Below are 17,541 nucleotides of genomic sequence, written 5' to 3'. Positions count from 1 at the left end.
CCTTGTCCCCCCATCGCCCCATCCCCTGTTAGATGCGATTAATTTTTGGGAAAACTAAATTTAGAATTGCATTATAAGGGTTGCAGCAATGCATGATGATTTAATACGTCATTTTTTAAAAGCGACTAGCCAAAATCAAGATATATATCCACTTTTCCTAGAGCATTTAGATAAGCTTAATAATAGTTTTTCTCTAGAATTGCGAGAGTTTGCAAGACAACAATTTCTTACACAACCAACTAAAGCTGTTGATTTAGCTAGAATTATTGTCAAATTCAGCAAATTGATGCAAAACTTTGAACAAGGAAACCCTGCTGTTAATTTAGAGATTGCGATCGCGGGTTATGAATCAGCACTAACGGTTATCACTCGCGAGACTTTTCCACAAGGTTGGACTAGTATTCAGCAAACTTTAGTTAATGCTTATCAGCAACGTCAAGATATTTTATCTACAACCATTACCGAACTCAGGAATAATACCGTTCAAACTCAGAATCAAATAAAAGATTTAACAGAACAATTTAAACAAGAAAAGCAGCAATATTGTGATTTAAAAACACAATTTTTAAAAGTAATGGAGTTTCAAGAATATTCTAAATCAGCAATTGATTTACAACCGATAGTTACAGCAATAAAAGAGATAAAATCATCCGTTCAACAGTTCAATACGGTAATTTTTTACGATATCGAAAATTTGACATTAGGTAGTAGCGAGCCTCAATTTAATTTTTCTTTAAGGGATATTATCGAAAACATAAAAAGATACAATTTAGTTAATCAAATTGCCGGACAGTATGCTTACGCTGACTGGAGTAATTTTAAATTACAAAAAATAAAAAATGATATTCAAAAACTTGGTATTGAACCAATGCAGATTTTTGGTTTTAATCATCATAAAAATGCTGCGGATATTCAATTAGTCATTGATGCAGTTGAACTAATTCACCGCAAACCCTCGTTAGAAGTTTTTGCAATTGTATCGGGTGATGGGGGATTTTCTTGTTTAGCAAAAAAACTGCACGAGTACGGTAAAGTAGTTATTGGATGTGGTTATGAGAACCAAACTAATAAAGTACTTGCGGCTGTGTGTGATTACTTTTTTAGATTACCCGATCCACTACAACAGAAAAAAATAAGTAATCCGATAACTACAGTTGAAGAACCTAAACGAAGGAACAATAGTTAATTATGGGAAAAATAAAAAGATATCAAGCTTAAAAATAATTTAAGGGGAGTATCTTACTCCCTTTTCTGGTATTCTAAACCTCCAGCAAAAGGCTCGATAATAAAGAATTTCAAGTTGTAATAAATGCCAAATATATATTTTTTTATATTAAGTAAATCAATGTAATTATTATGACTTCGCAATTTTTGCAATAAAATTCACTGTCCCATTGTTAGCAATAATAGTTACAATAAACGCGATCGCGGTTAAATAGCTTAAATATTGGAGTTAAGGGAAAGTGGGCTTATTTGAAGATTTGAGCAAATTTTTGGAAAGTCGTTTAGAAGAATTCCTGCGAAATAATCCGCATTTGGAATTAGATGCACTATTGGAACAGTTGCGGGAACAGGAAGAGGACACATTAAAATTAATTGCAGATTTGCAGTTACAAGAAAAGCGTAGAGAAGACGAGATATTGTCCACAGCGCAAGAAATCCAAAGATGGCACATTCGTGTACAAAAAGCGAAAAACGGTGGTAGAGAGGATTTAGCAGCCAAAGCGGAAGAAAGAGAAGCGGCTTTATTGCGACAAGGAAACCAGCTTTGGGGACAAATGCAAGGTGTAAAAGAACGCATTACCCAAGCCAAAGAATTATATCGAAAAATTCAGCAACGACGACAGGAAGTACAAACTAAAGCCGCACAAGCTCAAGCCGCACGTACCAAAGCCCAAACACAACAACGTATCGAAACAGACGCTGGCTGGTGGAATGCAAGCAGCACCTATCCTAGTTCTAATACTTACGACGATTTAGAAGAAAAATTCCGTCGTTGGGAAACCGAAGCCGAATTGGATGAAATGAAACGGAATATGGGAAGATAATTAGTTGACAGTTGACAGTTGACAGTTGACAGTAGTGCGAGCGTCTCGCTCGCTATGTTATATATATTTATTTGACCTTTAACCTTTCACCTTTAACCTTTAACCTTTGATTTTTAACCTTTAACCTTTTTTTTGGATTAAGTGCAATTCAAACAGCTTGTCTTATTGCTCTGCTGGTATTATCGTCACACTCTTTATAAAATGTTCCGCATAACATCTTGAAGAATGGAACGAAGTATTTTTTTAAACCTTTTATTAAGCTTGCAATTATTGTTAGTAGGCTATGTTCCTGCTGTTGTTGTGGGTATTTTATTTGGGTATTTGATTGGTATCAATAGGTTTGTTTATCAAATATGTAAATGGATACTTCAAGTACCATTAACTATTGTTCCTATAGCTTTACTTCCAATTACCTTAATATTCTTTAAAGAAGCGGACACTGCTGCGATCGCAATTGTTTTTTTTAGCGCTATTTGGTCAATTATTTTGAATACCGCTACAGGAACCCGAAACGGACGTAAACAAGGTAGAAATTTTAAAATTGTAATTAACCATATATTTGAAGGTTTAAGATTCGCGGTTTGGATTGCTTGGTTTACTGCGATCGCGATAGAAATGCTCACTCTTGATCGAGGACTTGGTTTTATTATTTGGAATGCTTATAAAGAAAGTAAATTTAACAACATAATTGAAGGTATAGTCTGTATTGGAACTATCGGATTAGTATTAGACCAACTTTTAGATTTGACAGGTAGTATTCTTTCTCAGCTTGTTTCCGAAGGACAAAAGAAAGAAGGTTAAAAAGGTTAAAGGTTAGAGGTTAAAGGTTAAAATTCATAATTAATAACTCATAGCCCCTAATTCGCACTCCAAAATTTAAAATTAAAAAGTTGAAACTTTTCTTTCTTTGCAATTTAAACAATATTTTTTTGTTTATAAATGTTTTGACTATACTTTAATTACTTAATGCTATTACGTCACAATAAATTAGTGTTAATAGTAATGATTCAATTTCACACAAAATACGGACAAGTTTTGCTCTACCAGAGGAAATATAATTCCTTAAAAAAGGGATAAATTTGCTTTTTTTAGTATTTGAATAAGCGCTGAAAAATAACTGTGTAAGTTGGTCTAATCCTGGTGAAATAGTCAACATAATTGTTAATTGCGGTCTGTTTTTTTGTATAGATAAATACGAGTAATTAAGTAATAATGAATCAAACAGAGAAACCCGCTTCGTCTCAAAAAGGTATTCCTTTCTCATTGCAAATCGTTATCGCTGTAGTACTTGCCTTAATTGTAGGAATTTTACTAGGAGCAGGTAATCCTAACCCAGAATTCAAAAGCTTAATAACTAACTTAGAAATCCCTACTAACTTAGTTTTTAAGGCTCTAACGGCTCTTGCTGCTCCCTTAGTTTTATTAGTATTGTTAGACACTTTAATCAGTAAAGAAATTTCTGGTAGGGAAGGGCGAAATTTAGTGGTGTTTATTTTACAAAACGCCACAGTAGGAATATTAATTGGCTTTTTAGTAGTGAGTATTCTGAGTCCTGGTACTTGGGTGAATTTGAATCAGACACAATCTATAGGAATATCTCACGAAAAACAGGATTTGTGGAATATTATCAGGGAATTTCTTGATAGTTTGACACCAGAAGCGCTGCTCAAGCCATTAGTCGAAAATAATTTTATTTCACTTGTTTTGATTGCTCTTGGCTTTGGCTTTGTTTTGCGTGGGATTAAGTTGGAACAACAATCCCAAAGTAAGAGGAGTTTTCAATCACTAGAGAAGATAATTAAAACTTTATCTGAAGCTATACAACGCATCCTCAAATGGGTAATTGCTCTGTTGCCGATCGCAGTATTTGGAGTTGTGGCTAAAACTGTTTCCGAACAAGGCTTTAAGCCATTTATCTCTTTTGGAGCATTGATTATTGCAGTGCTATTAGCTTTGTTTTTGCAAGCTTGTTACTATCTCGTCAGAATCAAATTTGGCTCTTGGGTAAATCCGTTTGATTTTCTGCGTCAGGGTTCTGAAGCTTTACTATTCGCTTTTGTCACTGCTTCTTCAATGTTGACAATGCCTACTGCTTACCAAGTTTTAGTGAGCAAAATCGGCTTAAGAGAAAAGAATGCTTCTTTAGGAATATATTTGGGTGCAAATATCAGCAAAGATGCTGTCCCTATTTTTCAAGTAATGTTTACCTTGTTTGTTTCCCAAATACTTGGACAAAGTTTTAGTCCCGCTCAGTATTTGATTCTCTTCTTGTTATCGTTTTTTTGCTCAATATCTACAGCTGGTATTCCAGGCAGCGCGATAGTAATGATGATATTAGTTTTCAACACTGTTTTCACTAACAGTGAATTAGCCATAAGTTATATCGCGTTACTACTTTCCATATACTGGTTCCTTGATATGTGTGGCACAGCTATTAACGTCATGGGACATATGACTTTGGCTATATTACTTGAGGGTAAAAAACAGAGTGATGAATCAACTATTTAGTTTCTAAAAGTACCAATAATTTTAGATTATCAAAACAGTCTGTTGTCCAAAAAAGCACCTATTAGCTATTACTAATATTCATCATTAAACTAGAATGAACAAACCAGAAAAGACAATTAATCAACATAGCATATCCGAAAATAGTTGGCAGAGTGAAGTTATGATATGGGGAATAACTATATTGCTTGCTGCAATTTTGGGAATTGTATTAGATGGGCAAAGCCAGTTAATTGAATATTTGACTCTTCCTGCTTTCCTAGTACTTAAAATACTAGTTGCTCTTGCCATCCCCATGTTTTTTTTAGTAATTATCTACAATTTAATTACTATAAAGATTCCTGGTAAAACATGGCGTAATTTATTATTCCCGCTATTCAGTAATACTACATTGGCAATTCTAATTGGATTTGTAGTTGCACATCTCTTCCATCCTGGTAGTTGGGGAAATTTAATTACTTTAAACATTGTCAAGCCAGTACAGCCAACACTAGATCCTAGTAATATTGAAAATTTTTGGGATGCAATATTAGGAATTATTCAAAACTTGGTACCAACATCTCTTGTTGAGCCATTGGTGAATAATAACGTCATTCAAATAATTGTTGTCGCTTTTAGTTTGGGAATAGTTTTGCGAGCGATAAAATCTGAACAAATAATCCAAAAAAAGACGGATTACCAGCCTTTGGAAAATGTGATTGAGGTTTTGTTGGAGGCTGTAAAAGTTATTTTAAGATGGGTAATCAAGCTATTACCATTAGCAGTATTTGGGATACTACTAAAAAATATTGTCACACAAGGTTTTGCACCTTTATTATCCTTAGTTATGTTTGTGTTGACAATATTAGTAGCTTTGTTTATACAAGCTTGCTACTATCTCTTCATCATCAAATTGGGTTCTTCGGTAAAGCCAGTTGAATTTCTACGTCAGGGTTCGGAAGTTTTCAGGGAAGCATTTATAAGTGCTTCTTCCAGTTCGACATTACCAATGGCTCATAAAGTTTTTAGAGATAAAATTCCTTTAACACCAGAAGCATCTGGTTTGGGGGTATTCGTAGGGGCTAAATTAAATAAAGACGGCACTATTATTCTGATGGTGACATCTGTTTTATACATTTCGCAAATGCTAGGACAAAATCTCAGTTTAGGACAGCTTTTCTTTCTGATTCTGGCATCAATTTTTGCCTCAATCGGCTCGGCTGGTATTCCTAATGCTGGATTAGTGACACTGACATTAGTATTTACTGCTGTTAACTTACCGATTGATTATATTGCTGTAATACTTAGTGTGGAATGGTTTATTGATAAATTTTACACGCTGATCAATGTCATGGGATATATGACTGTTAGCGTTTTATTACACGGAAAAAAGCCTCTATCTTGAACGAAGATTATTAAGAGGTTTTTTATGCAATTCTAGCAATGGTCAACATAATTCGTAATTAATACTATAACAGGAATTAATTACGAATTACGAATGGAGCAGGCCATATTGGTTAGGACATCATCCGCCAGTTGTTAAGGGAACAGGCAACAGGGAAATGTCCTAACATCGCTACTGCTATAACTAACCATCAGCAAATGTGATTTGTTCCCGTTTTAATTGTTAAGTACCTATAGAACATTTTGCAGATAAATGAGGTACAGCATTATATGATGAAACAATGCGTGAGATGGGCATCCTTGCCCGTCTGAATCTGCTTCATAAAGAAATTGAAATATGCTGTATAATTTGAATGCTTATGTCAAAGCCATCAAATAATGTCATATGCAAACAATTAAGACAAAAATTTCAGAGGGTGGCAGAGTTGTAATTCCATCTGAGTATCGCAAACAACTAGGATTAGAAGTCGGTGACGAAGTTATAATTCAACTGGTGGATGGAGAAATGAGAATTTTTACACTGGAACAAGCCGTTAAACGAGCGCAAGAAATAGTACGTCGGTATATTCCTGAAGGGCGATCGCTTAGTGACGAGTTACTGGAAGAACGCCGTCAGGAGAATTTGAGTGAGTAATTATGTTTTGGATGCTTCTGCTATCTTGGCATTGTTAAATAATCAACCTGGTAGTGAAATGGTTGTAAATGTCCTTACTGAAACTGTCATTAGTAGTGTCAATTTGAGTGAAGTCATAGCAAAACTTGCTGATAGTGGTATGTCAGAGATTCAAGTCAGAGAAGTTATCAGCGCTCTGGGGTTAGAAGTTGTTCCGTTTGATATAGCAATGGCTTATCATGCAGGGATATTACGTCCTCTAACAAGAAGTGTTGGACTATCATTTGGTGATAGAGCTTGCTTGTCACTGGGAAAATCCTTGGGTTTGCCAATACTAACCACTGATAGAGTTTGGGCTGATTTAAATTTAGGGGTAAATGTGCAGGTAATTTGTTAGAATCTTTACCTCAAAAAATTTTAATTTTTAAAAGACGCAGAAACTTTGGTCTCATGAAAGAAATAATTATTGGTGCGATAAGTATTGGTTGAATTACTGGATTTTGTTTTGTTCAATCTGTTTCTTATCTAATACCATCTCAATAAATAAGTTATTCCTCAATTTCCAATTCTTCAATTTCTTCTAGAGATTGATAATTATTAAAAGATGTAGATACTTCCGGTTGAGAAGTAGCATCCAACTGTTGCTGTGTAAATGTTTGATTTGCTAATTCACCTATTGGACTACCAAAAAGTTTTTCATAATTGGAAGCAACTGCCAAAAATGCTCCACCTAAAATATAGATTGGTAAAGGTAGAGAAAATTGTTGTATCCAGTCAAATAGCTGTGCTAAAGCAAACAACACTACAAAGCAAATAAACCAAATTCTCATGTTTAAATCCATAAAGCAATAGGTAAGCAAAGCTGCAATAGTTATTTGTTGCATGATACTTGATCAATGGCAATTACAACAATGAGGAAACATACGATGGGACAAAAATTAATTTTCGATCTAGCGTCATAATACTGAAATATTCAAGTAAAAGTGGCAAGAAAGGATGCTAATAATCGAATAAATAATCCTCAAAAGATAATTTGTCCAAATTTATGACAATTCTGGGTTGCAATTTGGGAATCATGGAATTACTAGACATTCCATATCTAAATGTAAACGCTGTCAGACGAATGAATTATCCTTCCTCAAAGCATCCAAGTTCCCAATCCGACATCCAGAAACATAAAAAAGCTTCCAGGATTTTGTCAGGATGGCTTTTTAACCAAGCATCTAGGATAATTAATCGTCTGACTCTGCAAAACAAGATTTGTCTGGGATATATTGTTGCAGTTGGTATGACTTTAGGAGGTACTGGTTTTGGTTTGAGTATGGGTAATTTCTGGGTTGATAGAGTAGAGCAACAAAGGAAAGATATTCGTCAAGAGTTGGAGTTATTGAATAACCTATTAAATACTAGTTTAAGTTTGCAATCAATTAACGAAATTTCTCCTTATTTACAACAACCCCAAAAGCTTCAACAAGCAAAGTCAAGGGTAATTAGTAGAATAAATAATTTTCAAAATGTATTAGCTAAAGCTAATAGTTCAAAATCTTTGGAAGCGTTAATTAAAAAGTATGATGATGATTTAAAACAATTTGCTCAAGATTCCGAAATAACTTTAAAAAAAATTGATTCAAATAAATTAAATTTACAGGAGGTGGAAGGAAAAATCGCGAATTTAGCCGCAAGTAATTCACGTATCAAAACTTTAGAATTTATAGATGAATTACAAATTTTATCAAAATCGATACTAAGGGAAGAAGAACAGTTAGAAAATCGTTTGAATCAAGCAAAAACTTTGCGAATAATCATCGTAATCCTCAGTCTTATTTTCACTTTAAGCATTACTTTTTTTATCGGAATTTACAGTAGTCGGATGATTACTAAACCTATTTTAAAAATTACCAGCCTAACTCAAAAAGCTTTAGAAGAGTATAACTATGATATAGAAATACCCGTGACAGCAAATCCAGAACTAGGAAACTTAGAAACTTCTTTAAATGAACTTTTTCAGCGCATCAAAAATCATATTAAACAACAAGAAGAAGCGAGTATATCTGCTGATGCTGCTAATTATGCAAAAAGCGAATTTATGGCAAATATTAGTCACGAACTTCGTACACCATTAAATGGCATTTTAGGTTATACCCAAATCATTGAAAATTCTCCTCATCTTTCAAAACAGGAACAACGGGGTATCGAAATTATTCATCGTTGCGCGAAGCATTTATTAATCTTAATTAATGATATTCTTGATTTTTCGCAGATAGAAGCACATAAAATAAAATTACATCCTAGCGATTTTCATTTTCCTTCATTCTTACAAGGAATTGTCGAAATATGTCGAATTAAAGCCGAAAATAAAGGTTTAAACTTTATTTATTTAACTCCAGAAAATTTACCATCTGGTATTACTGCTGATAAAAGAAGATTACGACAAATATTAATTAATTTACTTAATAATGCGATTAAATTTACTGAAACAGGTTGTGTAACTTTACAGGTAGAAATATTAGAAATTAACAAAAAATCTTTCTCTGAAACAGTTAGATTACTTTTTCATATTGAAGATACTGGAATTGGTATAGAAGCGGAACAATTAAATAAAATATTTTTACCCTTTGAGCAATTAGGTACAACTAAAAATAAATCAGAAGGTACAGGAATTGGTTTATCTTTGAGTCAAAAAATAGTAGAAATAATGAATAGTACAATTAAAGTTAACAGCCAGGTAGGTATGGGAAGTATGTTTGAATTTGAACTAGAATTCCCAATTGCTGAAAATTGGACGGAAACAAGTACTATCACCCGTACTGGGAGAATTGTTGGTTATACAGGTGAAAGAAAGCAAATCTTAATTGTAGATGACAGTTGGGAAAATCGTTCTTTATTTATCAATTTATTATCACCTATTGGATTTGAATTAATTGAAGCGGAAAATGGTGAAGATGGTTTAGAAAAAGCAATTATCTCTCAACCTCATTTAATTATTTCTGATATTAATATGCCAATAATGAATGGATGGCAAATGCTTAAAAAAATTCGTAATTTAGATAATTTGGAGAATACTTTATTCATTGTTTGCTCTGTAAGTACATCCGAACGCGATAGCCAAAAAGCTATTCAAGCAGGAGCAAACTACTTTTTAAATAAGCCAGTCAAATCGAAAGAACTCTATCGTATATTAGCAAAGCAATTACAACTTACATGGATTTATAGTAATAAGGAAACAACAAAAATAATGAGTTCAAATTCACATCAAAAAAATCAAATAGTTATTCCACCAGCTTCAGAGTTAACAATGCTACTCGAATTCGCCAAACAAGGCAAAATCAAGGGTATAAAACATGAATTAGAGCGAATTTCACAATTAGATAAACAATATCAAGATTTTGTTGATGAATTAGATTCATTTGTAAAATCTTTTAACATTAATAAAATTCGTGAATTTCTTCAAGATAATATAAAATTCTAATCCTGTACACTTATTTGTTCAGTTTTGTTCAATAAAGTTCAATAATATATATATATTGATTAATATGTTAAATAATAATTATCCTCATATGAACTTACCTGACGAAGAATTTGACTCTCATAAAAAGTTAGAAACAATTTTAGTCATAGATGATAGTCCAACCAACCTAGAGATTTTACATGATGTTTTGGGAGGTGCTGGTTTTGAAGTGTTAGTAGAAATGGACGGTATTAGCGGAATTGAACAAGTTGAAAGCAATCCTCCTGATTTGATATTATTAGATGTGATGATGCCGAAAATCGACGGATTTGAAACCTGTCGGAGATTACAAGCAAATCCATCAACAAAACATATTCCGATTATTTTTATCACTGCACTAACAGAAGCAGAAGAAAAAGTAAAAGGGTTACAATTAGGTGCGGTTGATTATATTACTAAACCATTTGAACAAAATGAAGTTTTAGCCAGAATTAATTTGCATTTGAAGTTATGTAAGTTAAATATTGAATTAGACAAGCAAAAACAAGAGTTAGAAATACGAGTTAAAGAACGAACTTTTGAACTATCTCAAACTTTAGAAGAATTAAAAAAAACTCAGTTACAGTTAGTTCAAACTGAGAAAATATCTTCTTTAGGACAATTAGTTGCTGGTGTTGCTCATGAAGTTAATAATCCGATTGGTTTTATTTCTACTAATTTGCATTATGCTAATCAATACGTTGAAGATTTACTTAAATTGGTACAGCTTTTTCAAAAAAGTTGCTCAAATCCAGGAATAGAAGTTGAAGAACAAATAGAAATTATGGATTTGCAGCATATCCAAAAAGATTTACCCAAACTAATGTCTTCGATGAAATTGGGTACTGATACTATTAAGGGAATTATGCAGTCTTTACGAAACTTTTCCCGTACTGATGGAGAAAACAAAAAGTTTGTTGATATTCATGAAGGAATAGAAGCAACTTTGATGATTTTACAACATCGTCTCAAAGCCTATCCGAAACGGCCCGCAATTCAAGTTATAAAAGATTATAGTATTTTACCTAAAATAAAATGTTATCCAGGACAACTTAATCAAGTATTTATGAATTTGCTCGCAAATGCAATTGATGTTTTGGAAGAATCAATTATTGAAGGTCAAAATTTGAGTAATGATAATATAATTACCAATCCTCAAATTCGCATTGCAACTACTATAGACAAACATCAAGTTACAGTCAAAATCTCTGATAATGGTAAAGGAATGTCCGAATCAATCCGAAGCGATATTTTTCAAGCTTTTTTTACTACCAAACCAGAAGGAAAAGGTACTGGTTTAGGACTTTCAATTAGTTACCAAATTATTACTGAAAATCACGGAGGAATTTTAAAGTGTATTTCTTCTCCAGGAAAAGGTACTGAGTTTTTAATTCAAATTCCTTTTTAATTGTCTCTGTTAATAAAATATAGAGCCGATTAAATAGTATTTTTAGATTAGGTAGATGAGAATAAATTTATGTTTACCAGATTTTAGTTAAACTATTTTCTGGAACAATAAGTAGTCAAGCAAAATTATTTATATAACCGTTCCCTACTCCCTTCAACCCTGTCTAAACGAAATGTTAAATTAAATGTTGACACAGACACTTATAGTCAAAATACAGCCAAAAATTATTTATTAATTCAAACTCTTGAACTAAGCACCTTAAAATCATATACTTAACATCTGAAACTTTCACAATCTAGCTAAGCATCTGCTAATGACCATTTCAGAACAACCAAGTAAAATCAATTCTACTGAATGGATAACCGACAGTAATGGCAAATTTGCAATATCCATTCGTATCAAAGGGGAAAGGCTTTTCCACGAAGTATCACCGTTTCAAACTGTAGAAGTATTTGATACTCAAGATAGAGGTAAAATGCTGACTATTGATCGCATGGTAATGTGTACTGAAGCGGATGAAGCAGCTTATCATGAAATGATTACCCATATTCCAATGTTGACTCATCCTGGTGTCAAAGATGTGTTGGTAATTGGTGCTGGTGATGGGGGTACAATTCGCGAATTGGTGCGTCATCCAAAAATTGAGCGCATTACAATGGTAGAAATTGATGAAGCGGTAGTGCGTGCTTCTAAACAATTTTTACCAACTATTTCTTCAGCTTTGGAACATCCCAAGTTGAATTTACTCATCGATGACGGGATTAAATTTGTTGAAAATGCCGCCGATAATTCCTATGACTTGATAATAATTGATTCTTCTGACCCCGTAGGTCCATCGGAAGGATTATTTACAAAATCATTTTATCAAGATGTTTATCGTACTCTCCGCCCTGGTGGAGTGGTAACCGTACAGAGTGAATCGCCAATTTTTCATCACAAGGCTTTTGTCGATTTAAATCAATGTCTCAAACAAGTTTTTGGGATTGATTCGGTGCATTGTTATTTAGTGTTTATTCCCATGTATCCTACGGGAATGTGGAGTTTGACTTATTGTTCTAAACAGGGAGTACATCCCGTTGAGAATTTAGATTACGAAAAAGCAATTCAATTTGTCAAAGAACATGATTTACGGTATTACAATCCAGATGTTCATCAAGCTGCATTTGCTTTACCTCAATTTATTCGCAAGATGATTGAATCAGGCAATAGGCAATAGAGATAGGGAGCAGTTAACAGTTAACTGTTAACTGTTAACTGATTGTTGAATCTTGATTAGAGCTTTTCATAAGCAGCTAAAATAATTCTTTCGGTTTCTTCCCAACCGATACAAGCATCCGTTACGGAAACTCCATGTTTTAATTCTGCTAAATTAGTAGGAATTTTTTGATTTCCTTCATTGAGATTAGACTCTAACATCATCCCTACGATAGATGTGTTACCTTCCACTATTTGTTGCACCACATCCTCTAAAACTCCTGCTTGCAACTTATAGTCTTTATGAGAATTACCGTGACTACAATCAACTACAATTGTTGGAGGTAAATCTGCTTTTTTCAACTGCTCTTCTGTTGCTTTTATATTTTCGCGATCGCAATTGGGTTTACCACCACCACCACGTAAAATGATATGACCGTAATCGTTACCCTTAGTTTCAACAATACTTACTTGTCCTTGTTGATTTAATCCCAGAAAATGATGGGAACTTTTTGCTGAATGTAGAGCATTTAAAGCCACTTGTATATTACCATCAGTACCGTTTTTAAAACCCACCGGCATGGAAAGCCCGCTGGACATTTCACGATGAGTTTGTGACTCGGTAGTACGCGCACCAATGGCAGACCAGGCAACTAATTCGCCGATATATTGAGGTATAATCGGATCAAGAGCTTCTGTACCTGCGGGTAATCCTAATGCGTTAATTTTTAACAGTAGTTCCCGCGCTATTAATATACCTTTTTCGATCTGGAAAGAATCATCCATATCCGGGTCATTAATTAAACCTTTCCATCCTACTGTGGTTCTAGGTTTTTCAAAATAAACCCTCATAATTAATAGTAGTTTATTTTCAACTTGCTCTTGCAATTCTTTCAATTTTCGAGCATATTCCAGAGCTAATTCTGTATTGTGAATCGAGCAAGGACCCATGACCACAAATTTTCTTCTATCTCGAAAATCTAATATATCTTTTAATTCTTGTCTGTATTTTAAAACATTTGCTTCTGCTGATGGTGTTAAAGGTAATTTTGATTTAACTTCTTGTGGTGTCAATAGAACGTGATAATTCTCAATGTTAGTGTCAAATAATTTGTTACGCATTGGTTATCCTGCCGCGATTCTGCCTTTGCTTTGAATACTGAATTCATCTATACATTGTATCTGAAAATTTACACCTTAAAAATCAATTATTTGAACTATTCTTTGCAATTATATTTACTTTTTGTGCAAAACTAATGTCATCAAATTTAGAAGTCGGGTTTTTCCCCTGAAATATCTGTTGTAATACAAGACAAGTATGAGACATTCAGAAGTCGGGTTTTTCCCTGCAATATCTGTAACACAAGACAAGTGTGATAAAAACCCGACTTTTCACAAAACATTCAGAAGTCGGGTTTTTTACCTGCAATATCTGTAACACAAGACAAGTGTGATAAAAACCTGACTTCTGAGCGAAATTTACTACAACAAATCCTTAGAAATTGTCACTTCTTTAGAAAGATATTTAAACCAAGTAAAATACAAAGCAATCGAAAGCACAATCAATAATGCTAACAGAATTCCAAAATTATCCCAACGCTTCATCATAAAGGTAATTCCTATCATGAATAAAGTCAATTGCCAGGGAATCGCAATGAATGTAGAAAGAATGTCTCGACGATTTTCATTTTTAATTTTTTGTTGAATATTCGCTGGCAGATTTTTACGCACGACTTCCCAAAATCCAAACGGTCTGGTAACTTTGTAGAAATTATCTAGTATTTGTAAATCCGTTGGTTCTGTAAAAAATGTCCCGATTATGCAACCAATAAATGATGAAATACTAGGGATGAGAAACAAAGCATATTCTTGATATTGGGGTTGATTTAAACTTGGGATAATCAATGCTTTACTTAATATAGCTGCTAACATTCCTGCAACAGTACCAAGGGCAAATCCATAACCATTAAACCGCCACCAATACCATCTTAATACTAAAGGAATCGATAACCCTGCACCTAATCCCAAAGTCAGCCATCCCCAAATTTCATTAATATTTTTGATCTGGTAACTAAAAAGCATTCCTACTACTACAATTACCACAGATGCTAAACGACTTTGAACCAATAACTGTTGATTAGTTGCTTGAGGTTTGAGATAGGCTTGATAGATATCTTTCACCCAATAAGCAGCGCTAGAATTGATGATAGAGTCAAAAGTAGACATCGCCGCTGCCAAAAAACAAGCTATTAACAATCCTTTAACTCCTACCGGCACATATTCAGCAATTACCGTAGGCAAAATTAATTCTGGGTCTGATATTACACTCTTGGTTGCACCGTAATGAATGCCCAACATCGCAAAAGCGGTAACGAGGGGCCAGCGAAACGAAAGTAAAACAATCCAAAATAGAGAAAGTAAACCAGCTTCGCGATCGCTCTTTGCAGCAAAGTAGCGTTGCACCATATAGCCACCACCACCACCGAAGCCTTCCATAAATACTTTTAAGACATAAAAGAAAATTACCCCACCGAATAAGTTAAACACAGAATATTCTCCGGGTAAATCCACAGTTAAAGACGGTGAAATACTGCTCCACTCCGCAAAACTCCATTCCTTTAACTGTTCCGTACCCGGAATAGAAACCGCAAATGTTTCCGGAATAGTTGCAATTTGCAGAGCCAAACCACAAACGTAAATTATCGCCACAAAAATCAAACCACCTTGAAAAACATCAGTCCAAACAACACCGTAAAAACCACTAGCCGCCGTGTATACCAAAGCCAGAGTAACCAGCCCAATGGAAGCGAATTCATCGCTAATACCCAGAAATTGACCTAAAAATTTACCACCTGCAACAGTAAAATAGCTCATCGCACCCACAGCAAACATTAAATTTGCGATCGCGCTGATAATCCGTGCTGTATTTCCTTCCCTTCCCTCACCGAAACGCAACCGCATCCATTCAGCTAACGTCATCACCTGAGCGCGTCGGTTCCATTTACCCATGAAAATCATCAAAATCGCCATGATTAACACCACACCACCGCGAATTTCGATAAAAAATCCTCTCGCACCCACAGCATAAACCAAAGCGCTGATCACCATCGTACCCGCCAAATCAGTATTTGATGCCATTCCCGAAGCACCCAAAACCCACCAAGGCATATTGCGGTTTCCCAAGAAATAAGAATCGATCCCCGCAGAAGCTTTACGTTCCAAATAAAGCCCAAAAATGACTATAGAAATTAAATAAACAGCAATAATTAGGTAATCAACAAGCTGTAGCATGAATTTTTAGAATTAATCGGTGTAATAGGTAATATGACGGAAGATACAGCAAACAGAGATTTGCATCAAGTCTGTTATTTGACGGTTTTAATTTCTTGGTTGTTGTCTCATCCCCTTATGGGTGGGAATATAGATACAAATTTAATTTGTATTGAAATTATAATTTTCGTACTTTGCTTTACTAACTTTTATTTTGATAAATATTGCTACGATGTCCAACTTCTACAACACTTATTAATAGAATGTCATCAAAAATATCATATAAAATACGATAATCGCCTACTCGAATGCGATAAGCGTTTTCTCTACCTTTGAGCTTTTTAACTCCATCTGGACGGGGTTCTATAGCTAAGCTATCAATTTTTGTCTGTATACGCTCTTGGAGTTCCGATGATAGTTTTTTGATTTGTTTAGATGCACTCTTTGAAATTTGAATTTCGTAACTCACGCGACATCCTTTTTCATCTTTTGCATCTCGCTTTTAACATTTTCCCAAGATACAGTACCATTTTTTCGTATATCTTCTTTACCTTCATGGTAAGCTTTCAAATCATTTTCATCCTCTTCATCTTCGATTCTTTGAAGTAATGCAAAAATTTCGTCTAAGGTACTGTCATATGCTTGATTTAAAAGCACATTGATATCATCAATTATTTGTTTTCTTTCCTGTTCAGTTTTCATTACTAACTAAAAAATATCCTAAATATATATATATTTTATTCCCATTTTACAATTACCTTAACTCTTCCGCTGCATATTCGTCAAAATACCGTGATTCGGACTAAATAACAAAGATAAGACAAATAATCCCGATACAACTAACACAATTGCCGGACCAGAAGGTAAATTATAAAAGTAACTCAAATACATTCCGCTGATACTCGAAATTACTCCAATTATTGCCCCTAATATCATCACTTGGTACAAACGTTTAACCAATAAATAAGCCGTCGCTCCTGGTGTTATTAACAACGATAAAACTAATATCACACCTACAGCTTTTAAACTAGCAACAATTGTTAAAGAAATAATTACCATCAACCCAAAATTAAGGCGATTTACCGGCAAACCCGCAGCTTGCGCTCCCAATGGGTCAAAAGTGTAAAATAATAATTCTTTATATAATAAAAATACTACTATCAATACAACAGTCGCAATTACACTAATATCTCGCATATCTGAAATAGTAACGCCGAGAATATTACCAAAAAGAAAGTGATTTAAATCGATTTTATTATCTTTTTGAATAATAGTAATTAAAGTAATCCCCAAAGCAAAAAACGCCGAGAACACAATTCCCATCGCAGCATCTTCCTTAATTGGCGATCGCGTTCTAATCCAAGTTATCACCATGGTGCTGACAACCCCCGCAATAAACGCTCCCACAAAAATATTCATCCCCAAAATAAACGCGATCGCCAACCCTGGTAACACCGAATGACTAATTGCATCACCCAACAAAGCCAACCGCTGCACCATCAAATAACTACCTACAACCGCACACAAAAAACCCACTAAAATAGCAACAATTAGCGAGCGTTGCATAAAGCTGTATTGTAACGGTTCAATTAACGCTTCAAACATAGTTATTTGTTAGTTGATAGTTGATAGT

At 34.2% G+C, this 17,541-nt stretch carries 16 protein-coding genes; 10 read left to right on the top strand and 6 right to left on the bottom strand.

What is annotated here, in order from left to right; genetic code table 11:
- Window positions 1–88 precede the first annotated feature (88 nt).
- The 7 genes from IQ247_RS25795 to IQ247_RS25765 all read left to right on the top strand — a co-directional run bounded on the left by IQ247_RS25795 (window position 89) and on the right by IQ247_RS25765 (window position 6,946).
- On the top strand, window positions 89–1,186 hold the full coding sequence (locus IQ247_RS25795; RefSeq protein WP_193924337.1) for an NYN domain-containing protein: 1,098 nt from the start codon (window positions 89–91) through the stop codon (window positions 1,184–1,186).
- Window positions 1,187–1,463: 277 nt separating this feature from the next.
- The gene (locus IQ247_RS25790) at window positions 1,464–2,048 is read left to right on the top strand and encodes a TIGR04376 family protein (RefSeq protein WP_193924335.1); all 585 of its coding nucleotides are present in this window, start codon (window positions 1,464–1,466) and stop codon (window positions 2,046–2,048) included.
- A gap of 225 nt (window positions 2,049–2,273) precedes the next feature.
- Window positions 2,274–2,849, top strand: a complete 576-nt coding sequence (locus tag IQ247_RS25785) for an ABC transporter permease (protein WP_193924333.1) — start codon at window positions 2,274–2,276, stop codon at window positions 2,847–2,849.
- Between the two features lie 411 nt (window positions 2,850–3,260).
- Window positions 3,261–4,556 (top strand): dicarboxylate/amino acid:cation symporter, encoded by a 1,296-nt coding sequence (locus IQ247_RS25780; RefSeq protein ID WP_193924331.1) that lies wholly within the window; start codon window positions 3,261–3,263, stop codon window positions 4,554–4,556.
- Between the two features lie 94 nt (window positions 4,557–4,650).
- Window positions 4,651–5,937: a dicarboxylate/amino acid:cation symporter gene (locus IQ247_RS25775; RefSeq protein ID WP_193924329.1), complete on the top strand. Its 1,287-nt coding sequence runs from the start codon at window positions 4,651–4,653 to the stop codon at window positions 5,935–5,937.
- 384 nt (window positions 5,938–6,321) lie between these two features.
- Complete coding sequence (locus IQ247_RS25770) at window positions 6,322–6,570, top strand: AbrB/MazE/SpoVT family DNA-binding domain-containing protein (RefSeq protein ID WP_193924328.1); 249 nt, start codon at window positions 6,322–6,324, stop codon at window positions 6,568–6,570.
- A complete protein-coding gene (locus IQ247_RS25765; protein WP_193924326.1) occupies window positions 6,563–6,946 on the top strand; it encodes a type II toxin-antitoxin system VapC family toxin in 384 nt (127 codons plus the stop codon). Before IQ247_RS25770 ends, IQ247_RS25765 begins: the two co-directional genes overlap by 8 nt.
- A 151-nt stretch (window positions 6,947–7,097) precedes the next feature.
- Here the strand turns inward: IQ247_RS25765 and IQ247_RS25760 are convergent, their stop codons facing one another.
- Window positions 7,098–7,433 (bottom strand): hypothetical protein, encoded by a 336-nt coding sequence (locus IQ247_RS25760; RefSeq protein WP_228060038.1) that lies wholly within the window; start codon window positions 7,431–7,433, stop codon window positions 7,098–7,100.
- A 191-nt stretch (window positions 7,434–7,624) separates the two neighbouring features.
- Between IQ247_RS25760 and IQ247_RS25755 the strand changes: the two genes are divergently transcribed.
- From IQ247_RS25755 to speE, 3 genes are all read left to right on the top strand, one after another.
- Window positions 7,625–10,018 carry an ATP-binding protein gene (locus tag IQ247_RS25755; protein WP_228060037.1) on the top strand — a complete coding sequence of 798 codons (2,394 nt, stop codon included), beginning with the start codon at window positions 7,625–7,627 and terminating at the stop codon, window positions 10,016–10,018.
- A gap of 88 nt (window positions 10,019–10,106) precedes the next feature.
- Window positions 10,107–11,444, top strand: a complete 1,338-nt coding sequence (locus tag IQ247_RS25750; protein WP_193924339.1) for a hybrid sensor histidine kinase/response regulator — start codon at window positions 10,107–10,109, stop codon at window positions 11,442–11,444.
- Between the two features lie 313 nt (window positions 11,445–11,757).
- Window positions 11,758–12,660: a polyamine aminopropyltransferase gene (gene speE / locus IQ247_RS25745; protein ID WP_193924325.1), complete on the top strand. Its 903-nt coding sequence runs from the start codon at window positions 11,758–11,760 to the stop codon at window positions 12,658–12,660.
- A 56-nt stretch (window positions 12,661–12,716) separates the two neighbouring features.
- Here speE and IQ247_RS25740 read toward each other — a convergent pair whose 3' ends face one another.
- The 5 genes from IQ247_RS25740 to IQ247_RS25720 all read right to left on the bottom strand — a co-directional run bounded on the left by IQ247_RS25740 (window position 12,717) and on the right by IQ247_RS25720 (window position 17,513).
- Window positions 12,717–13,760: a 3-deoxy-7-phosphoheptulonate synthase gene (locus IQ247_RS25740; protein ID WP_193924324.1), complete on the bottom strand. Its 1,044-nt coding sequence runs from the start codon at window positions 13,758–13,760 to the stop codon at window positions 12,717–12,719.
- A 360-nt stretch (window positions 13,761–14,120) separates the two neighbouring features.
- On the bottom strand, window positions 14,121–15,929 hold the full coding sequence (locus tag IQ247_RS25735) for a sodium:solute symporter family transporter (protein WP_193924323.1): 1,809 nt from the start codon (window positions 15,927–15,929) through the stop codon (window positions 14,121–14,123).
- A 181-nt stretch (window positions 15,930–16,110) separates the two neighbouring features.
- Window positions 16,111–16,377, bottom strand: coding sequence for a type II toxin-antitoxin system RelE family toxin (locus IQ247_RS25730; protein WP_193924321.1), 267 nt, complete (start codon window positions 16,375–16,377; stop codon window positions 16,111–16,113).
- The gene (locus tag IQ247_RS25725) at window positions 16,374–16,610 is read right to left on the bottom strand and encodes a hypothetical protein (protein ID WP_193924320.1); all 237 of its coding nucleotides are present in this window, start codon (window positions 16,608–16,610) and stop codon (window positions 16,374–16,376) included. The genes IQ247_RS25730 and IQ247_RS25725 overlap by 4 nt, the downstream gene beginning before the upstream one ends.
- Window positions 16,611–16,667: 57 nt before the next feature.
- Window positions 16,668–17,513 carry a metal ABC transporter permease gene (locus tag IQ247_RS25720; protein ID WP_193924319.1) on the bottom strand — a complete coding sequence of 282 codons (846 nt, stop codon included), beginning with the start codon at window positions 17,511–17,513 and terminating at the stop codon, window positions 16,668–16,670.
- Window positions 17,514–17,541: the final 28 nt, after the last annotated feature.

It is taken from the genome of Plectonema cf. radiosum LEGE 06105 (genome assembly GCF_015207665.1).
Lineage (GTDB): Bacteria > Cyanobacteriota > Cyanobacteriia > Cyanobacteriales > Nostocaceae > Rivularia > Rivularia radiosa_A.
Note: the sequence above shows the minus strand (reverse complement) of the source record. Positions and strands in the feature narration are given on the sequence as shown.